Raw genomic sequence first — 6,294 nt, forward strand, 5'->3', positions numbered from 1 at the left:
AAAATGAAAAATGAAAAATTTTTGCAAGCAATCAATAAAAGTAATGAATTTAAAGAATCTGAAGTTTTTTTAGCCCTGTTGAGAAAATCTGTGCTAAAAAAATTTAAACAGAGGCGCAACTTACGTAAGGAAAGTGATCACTGGAATGACCATAACAACAAAAATGAATATAACGATTATGAAGACGATAAAAACTATGACGTTTATGATGATTATAAAGACTAAGTATATAGTAGAGTTCCTTAAGGGATGTCATCATCGGTAGGTTGTGGAAAATCGTGTGGAATTTCATCACGATAAACAATGGTTCTCTTCCACTGACCATTGTTGTACCAGATTAATGGCATTCAAGACCGTATCTCCCATAAATCCCATGTAAAACGAAATCTGATTATTTTTCCAACGGTCCATCTTGGCCATGTGGCTCATGAAATGGAAAAGTGTGGGTTCCAAACGGACCGAGGAACGATCAATCGTGATCGCCAAAATACAATCGTCTTGTCGTGGATCTTCAAACATACCGGGAAGAAAAACAAGCTTTGGAACGGGAAAAAGCACGGAAGCAAGAACAACGGAAACAATCCGAACGCTTCAACACGCCTGCAGAACGTGTCCACTTACAAGAAGCCTCTAAACTTTTGAACATGGATCGTGAACCTACTTTGCAAGAAATTGGTGTAAAACGTAAAGTGCTTCAAGTGAATAAGGATGACCAACAGATTCGATGGAAAGATGAAACCATCAGAGGGAGCTTCTGAAACCTACCGTTGGATTCATATTTTTAAAATCAACGCCAGCAAGCCCAACACCAATTGGAAACGATCAATTGGATGAACCCCTTTAAATTAAAAGAAAATCGGATGATAAAGGAAAAAGCTGAACTAGAAATTTCTAAGGCGGAAGACCAAATAACATTACGGGATAAAACGCTACATGCCTACCGTGAAAAGCTCGGCTTCCATACCGAAAAAGAGTTTCACCAGGTGCAACGTCAACATCAAACCGATTATCCTAGCCTCAGAGTATGACCAGGCTATTTCTACACGTGAAAACTTACCAAGATACGATGAAAAAAGAAGGTGTTTCTGGAAGAATGGATCTTGAAAAACAGTTCCATACTCTAGGGAAAATGGAAGCTAGAGTTCCTGAAGTTAAAGGTCAAATTCAAGCGCAAGAAAAAGGGCTCGACTTATTTGGCACCATTAGAAGGGCATTGAACAGGCAGGAAGGAACATGCAGAGAGAACGAAAATGATAGCAACGACATCTAGCAAGAACTAAAAACAAAGGAAAAAGTCGTCAGTGTGGTTGGGAAATGGAGAGATAAACTATTAGCTGTACTATGCAATGTAAAGGGAAGGTGGGGAGACTGCATGGTAGGTCAAGACACTAGGAATACCCCTGCACCAGTTTCTTTATGGCTTGAGGCCAGCATTTGTATTCCAAGGTTAGTCCCTTAAATTGGACTAACATACAAGAACATGGCGTGGGTGGTCATGGTACCAATTCCAAACTGGGTGAATATCCTAAAGTAAGTAAAGGAGGGATATTTTTAGTGGACTACAACAACAATAATCCAATGAATCCTCATCAAGTTCAGGGAAGTTATCAGCCTGACGATATAAAAACCCTATGTAGGAAATATATGAACTACCATGTTATAGGGCAATTGAGCGACGGGTCAAAGGTTGATGGCATTATCGATGATATGGATGAAGAAAGTGTGACTATGCTAGTTCCTGAAGAATTTGATGCAGAACAAGGAAACAGGCAACAATATGGATATGGAGATTACTACGATGATTATGGACGTCCTCGCAGAAGAAGATATCGCCGATATCGTCGACAAAGATTCCCATATGTTGTTTTTGTATTCCCATATGTCGTACCATATCCATATTATTACCCTTATGGATACGGAGGATATTGATGAAAGGCACTTTAATAACATAAAAAAGGCAGCATGTAGCTGCCTTTTTTTAAGTAAGAGGACTAGTTCGTCTAATACATGATAATACGAAGGAATGTTAGAGAAGCAAATTATAGCTATTGGTCCACGTGACAGGGAAGAAGTATATGATAAGGAAAAAGATCGATTGGCTGCAGTTTGCCATTCGAATGCAGGAAGTATTAGCTCAACAATTCAAGAAAGACAATAGCTGCTAGGTTAACCGGAATCGAAGAATCTGTAAACGTATCGAAGATCACCATACCAAAAAGCTGGAAGCAGAATTTATGGAAGTAAATGAATATCCCTCTATTTATCACTTTGAAAATTTAGATAGTAAAGGAAAGGCACTAAATCTAGGTGAAACAGTTCTACTTTAAGTTGAGGTAGAACAGAATAGAATAAATTACTTCATCAAATAATGTCCAATTTGCTAAAACCATCCTTTACGGGGTGGTTTAGTTTATGAGGGTAAACAATATACATGAAGTGTTGTGCAATCGCTCAAATTAGCAATAAAAATATTCTTAATGGACATATTAAGAATGTTCTTTATAAAAAATAAAAAAGGAGTTAGTGTTATGCAGTTACCCGAAGACCTTAAAAATTTTTTAGGAATAAATCCAGCTAGACATAAAACAGAAGGGTTAAGTTTAGATCCATGCTTTTCACATCTCATCATACATAAGGAAATACATGGGGATAAAGTATTCGTGCCATTAGATTTAAAGAGAATTTGGAATCGTTTATAGCAATGAAATCAATCAAAGGTTGCTCTATTTATTATCATATACTTTGTAATGATGGGTTTAGGTATTAAATGTGGATAAATTTTGAAGGTATATAAAGCCCTGTTTTCATCATTCTAAAAGTAATATCTTTATAAAAAAGGAGGCGTTATTCATGACAGTAATCAATGACGTTAAGACAACTCTTGCAGGTTTGAAAAGTGCTCAGGCAAGCTTCGAAACCTTTTCACTGGGTACGGACAATGAACAAGCAAAGCAGCTTTACCAGAATGCGGCTAAACAAACTCAGTCCGTTATTGACACCATTGAACCACGTATTCAACAAATCGAACAAGAAGAACCCCAATACAAACAACAATAATGTACAAGCTACCGACCTCTTGGTACACTTCCATCTTCAAAACCCTTCTCGAATCGAGAGGGACTTTTTGATTACATGGGTATATAAATGTATTGAATGAGGCAATATAATAAAGGCTTTTCCTTTCAAAGCACCTTTGACTTAAAAGTCCTTACTCTTTATGAGTAGGGGCTTTTTTGCTTTGCAGAATGAATAGAAATTAATTGAATGAATACACTTTCAATAACCCTTTTAAAAATGAAAACCATCTCTTGATACCCTTCTTCTTAAGGAGGGTCTTTTTATTTCTGTATATAAAGTAATTGAATGGATAAAATACTTTTAATATGTTAACCATAAGGGTCACTCCCTCCAGATATTAACCCTTCTCTTAATTGAGAGGGGACTTTTTATATGCAATTCAATGTTGGATTGGTGATAGGTTTTGATTAGTCGTATTTTTTGTATATTAAATTTTTTATGGATATTTATCAGGATATTGAACAATTTAATAAAGTGCCTAAGGGCGACTTTTAAATACGGAGGGATTTTTATGGATAATAATACGAACGGGGCAGGTTAGTTCAAGAAGAACTCAACTTTACAATTTTTAGTGACAAGTTTCATAGTATTGGCTATTATACAATTATTATTATCCAAATTTTTGAAGGAGGAAGGAGATGATTAATATAAAACTGAATAAATGGTACTGTTTGTTAGGGGCTTTATTCTATTTTATCTATGCTTATAGAACTTACATATATGAAGGGGTACAGCTTCTAGATTTTTTAAACTTAGTGGTGAATTTTGGAATTGTTTTAATAATCTCTATATGGTTAATTAGTAAATCAGAAGTGAAAAATGTTTTGAATTTTGTTATTTTATTTGTATTTGTCATATATTTATTTGTATTACATTCATTTGTAGCTTACATTGATATTCCTTATTACATAACGCAAGAGTATGTAGGAAATCTATATGTGAATATTGAACGAATAAATTTTATCCCTTTTAAAACTATTTATAGTAATTTATTTGGTAAGGTTGTTGCACCTGTAACAATAATACAAACGGTAGGAAATTTATTTTTATTGTTACCATTAGCTTTTGCATTGTTATTTTTACAGATTATAAACAACAAATATAAAGCTGTAATAGTTATTTTCTTAACAACAGTTTTTATCGAGATGTATCAGCTTCTAGATAATTTCATCACTTCAGGATATAAGTATTCTGGAGGGGGACAACGAGCAATTGATATAGATGATGTTTTATTAAATACAATTGGGGGGTTAGTTGGAATAGCGTTGTATTTCAATTATAAAAAGTTGTTTTTAGGTAAAGCCCTTGATAGAAAGAACTTCACAACACAGATTTAACATATTATTGTCACCCTTCTTGTTCAACGGGTGCGATAGTTCAAGTAGAAGGTCGCATTTTTTTTCGACAAGAAAGATTGTGAAATGTTGTACTTAAACTAACGGGTGCTTTACTTCAATAAGGAAGGTTGCTGAGGCAGCCTTTTTCTTATGGCACTAACGGGGCAGGTTAGTTGAGGGATATTGTGAAACATTTCCATATAGGAGAATAGAAAAATAAGCTAATATAGGTTAAGGTAAGCCTTTAAGAACAGGACAGGAGGTTTTGATGTTGAAACCACATACTCAAGGTTTTATCGCCTGCCTTATAGCAGTCATTTTAGCTGCGTTAACTATTTGGTTTAAGACTGGAACAGTTAATTTAGAACTTATAATATTTTTTATATCTTGCCTCTATGGTACTTATCTTCTTATTTCTTTTTATTATAATCGAAAAAGTAAAAACTAGATTTGTTCTTCAACGAGTCGCATTAGTTATAGAACATTGATTGATTGGGGCAGTTTACAGATTTTTTTATGGAGCTAAAGGGACAGAATAGTTGAAGAAGAACATAAGAAAAACAGTGTATTTGTAAAAACTAATTTCTATTACTTGAATTCTGGGTGGTTCTAATGACAAAAAGATTTAAAACTATTTTAATGACGCTAATCATAATATTATTTTTATTTATGGCTGGTAAACATCTATTGGATTTCTTATTTGAGGATATGTGTGGAAACGATATTAAACAAAAAACCCCTTCTCCCAGTGGTGAGAATGTGGCTTACATTTTCGAAAGAAGTTGTGGTGCGACAACGGGATATTCACCCCAATTATCGATTTTAAATAAAGAGGATGATTTCCAAAATGAATCAGGAAATACATTTAGGTCAAATAAAGATTTTTCGATTGAATGGCTTAATGAAAAGAACCTAAAAGTTATCTATGATAAATCTTCTGAAACTTCCGAAATGGATAAAAAGGTTAATGGGATTAAGATTGAATATGTAGGTAAATAAAAGCCTGTTATATTCTTTTAAGTTATTAAGCTAACAGGTGCTTTATTTCTATATGGGGCTGGAAACAGCTCCATTTTCTTAGTGAACTAAAGGGGCAGTTTAGTTGTATAAGAAAATGTTAAATTAGAGAGTAGAAGGTGATGAGGATAGTAAGTAATTACAGTTGATAATAGGGGATGTATATATGAATTGGAACTGGAATGAAACCACTATAGAATTTCCATTCTCGTCCGAAAACTTAAAGAACTTGTTAAATACCGTATGTAGAAAAGAAAACAGATTTTCACAATTTGAGTTTATTAAGTGGTGTGATAACCTCACAATGGCTTTTGAGGAAGATGAAGCTGAAGCTGAAGCATATAATGAACTTGATGAAATAGCTTTTGGGATAGCACGAGATATTGAATGTCAATGGGATTTATTTTTGGTAAATAATTACTCATTAAAAGAATTGCAGAATTTAGACCTCTCAAAAGTAAAGTTACCTCAAGATTGGTTTAAAGAGTGGTTAAAGCAATTAAACGAGGAATAAAAGGTAACTCCTTATTATACTACCGGATGCGTTAGCTGCTGTCTTTTAGGTAGCTTTTTCTTTATGGAACTATCGGGGCAGGTTAGTTGACTAACAATAATTTACAATTGTATGTTTGGATGATAATCTGTAAATAAATTGAGGGGGAATAAGGTTATGGAAAAAGTTGATTACGTTGAGTTAAAACATTTTTCGAATGAATATTTAGATGTATTAAATTCTTTTGAACTTCCTGAAGAACAAGTGCAGTTCACTGCATTACCAAACAAGATTTTAGAGGCGACAGAAGGGCAACATCGGATGTTATTTTAAGTGAGAATGAACCTGTAGGTTTCTTTTTATTACATT

13 protein-coding genes are annotated in these 6,294 nt (G+C 34.1%); 12 read left to right on the forward strand and 1 reads right to left on the reverse strand.

Features of this window, described 5'->3' with window-relative positions; genetic code table 11:
• Nucleotides 1-3: 3 nt before the first annotated feature.
• Nucleotides 4-225, forward strand: coding sequence for a hypothetical protein (locus tag J7I90_RS25590; protein ID WP_214774523.1), 222 nt, complete (start codon nt 4-6; stop codon nt 223-225).
• A 66-nt stretch (nt 226-291) separates the two neighbouring features.
• Here J7I90_RS25590 and J7I90_RS25595 read toward each other — a convergent pair whose 3' ends face one another.
• Nucleotides 292-519, reverse strand: coding sequence for a hypothetical protein (locus J7I90_RS25595; protein ID WP_214774525.1), 228 nt, complete (start codon nt 517-519; stop codon nt 292-294).
• On the opposite strand from J7I90_RS25595, the gene J7I90_RS25600 reads away from it, so the two are divergent.
• From J7I90_RS25600 to J7I90_RS25650, 11 genes are all read left to right on the forward strand, one after another.
• Nucleotides 504-758 (forward strand): hypothetical protein, encoded by a 255-nt coding sequence (locus tag J7I90_RS25600; RefSeq protein ID WP_214774527.1) that lies wholly within the window; start codon nt 504-506, stop codon nt 756-758. The two genes, J7I90_RS25595 and J7I90_RS25600, sit on opposite strands and share 16 nt — an antisense overlap.
• 54 nt (nt 759-812) lie before the next feature.
• Entirely contained in the window at nt 813-1,028 is a 216-nt protein-coding gene (locus J7I90_RS25605) for a hypothetical protein (RefSeq protein ID WP_214774529.1), read from the forward strand.
• A gap of 17 nt (nt 1,029-1,045) precedes the next feature.
• Nucleotides 1,046-1,270 carry a hypothetical protein gene (locus J7I90_RS25610; RefSeq protein WP_214774531.1) on the forward strand — a complete coding sequence of 75 codons (225 nt, stop codon included), beginning with the start codon at nt 1,046-1,048 and terminating at the stop codon, nt 1,268-1,270.
• A 284-nt stretch (nt 1,271-1,554) separates the two neighbouring features.
• Complete coding sequence (locus tag J7I90_RS25615) at nt 1,555-1,929, forward strand: hypothetical protein (protein ID WP_311315261.1); 375 nt, start codon at nt 1,555-1,557, stop codon at nt 1,927-1,929.
• Nucleotides 1,930-2,477: 548 nt separating this feature from the next.
• On the forward strand, nt 2,478-2,699 hold the full coding sequence (locus tag J7I90_RS25620) for a hypothetical protein (protein WP_214774546.1): 222 nt from the start codon (nt 2,478-2,480) through the stop codon (nt 2,697-2,699).
• A 151-nt stretch (nt 2,700-2,850) separates the two neighbouring features.
• Nucleotides 2,851-3,057, forward strand: coding sequence for a DUF1657 domain-containing protein (locus J7I90_RS25625; RefSeq protein ID WP_214774533.1), 207 nt, complete (start codon nt 2,851-2,853; stop codon nt 3,055-3,057).
• A gap of 659 nt (nt 3,058-3,716) precedes the next feature.
• A complete protein-coding gene (locus J7I90_RS25630) occupies nt 3,717-4,415 on the forward strand; it encodes a VanZ family protein (RefSeq protein WP_214774536.1) in 699 nt (232 codons plus the stop codon).
• 271 nt (nt 4,416-4,686) lie between these two features.
• Nucleotides 4,687-4,863: a hypothetical protein gene (locus tag J7I90_RS25635; protein ID WP_214774538.1), complete on the forward strand. Its 177-nt coding sequence runs from the start codon at nt 4,687-4,689 to the stop codon at nt 4,861-4,863.
• A 164-nt stretch (nt 4,864-5,027) separates the two neighbouring features.
• A complete protein-coding gene (locus J7I90_RS25640; RefSeq protein WP_214774540.1) occupies nt 5,028-5,414 on the forward strand; it encodes a hypothetical protein in 387 nt (128 codons plus the stop codon).
• A 184-nt stretch (nt 5,415-5,598) separates the two neighbouring features.
• Complete coding sequence (locus J7I90_RS25645) at nt 5,599-5,946, forward strand: hypothetical protein (RefSeq protein WP_214774542.1); 348 nt, start codon at nt 5,599-5,601, stop codon at nt 5,944-5,946.
• A 156-nt stretch (nt 5,947-6,102) separates the two neighbouring features.
• A complete protein-coding gene (locus J7I90_RS25650; protein WP_396020456.1) occupies nt 6,103-6,258 on the forward strand; it encodes a hypothetical protein in 156 nt (51 codons plus the stop codon).
• Nucleotides 6,259-6,294: the final 36 nt, after the last annotated feature.

The sequence above is a fragment of the Bacillus sp. ISL-57 genome (assembly GCF_018613135.1).
GTDB lineage: Bacteria > Bacillota > Bacilli > Bacillales > DSM-1321 > Peribacillus > Peribacillus frigoritolerans.

What these genes read in the sequence shown, in the direction of transcription:
- J7I90_RS25590 (WP_214774523.1), top strand. Translation starts at nt 4, where the DNA reads ATGAAAAATGAAAAATTTTTGCAAGCAATCAATAAAAGTAATGAATTT.
- J7I90_RS25595 (WP_214774525.1), bottom strand. Translation starts at nt 519, where the DNA reads ATGTTTGAAGATCCACGACAAGACGATTGTATTTTGGCGATCACGATT.
- J7I90_RS25620 (WP_214774546.1), top strand. Translation starts at nt 2,478, where the DNA reads ATGGACATATTAAGAATGTTCTTTATAAAAAATAAAAAAGGAGTTAGT.
- J7I90_RS25625 (WP_214774533.1), top strand. Translation starts at nt 2,851, where the DNA reads ATGACAGTAATCAATGACGTTAAGACAACTCTTGCAGGTTTGAAAAGT.
- J7I90_RS25630 (WP_214774536.1), top strand. Translation starts at nt 3,717, where the DNA reads ATGATTAATATAAAACTGAATAAATGGTACTGTTTGTTAGGGGCTTTA.
- J7I90_RS25640 (WP_214774540.1), top strand. Translation starts at nt 5,028, where the DNA reads ATGACAAAAAGATTTAAAACTATTTTAATGACGCTAATCATAATATTA.
- J7I90_RS25645 (WP_214774542.1), top strand. Translation starts at nt 5,599, where the DNA reads ATGAATTGGAACTGGAATGAAACCACTATAGAATTTCCATTCTCGTCC.
- J7I90_RS25650 (WP_396020456.1), top strand. Translation starts at nt 6,103, where the DNA reads ATGGAAAAAGTTGATTACGTTGAGTTAAAACATTTTTCGAATGAATAT.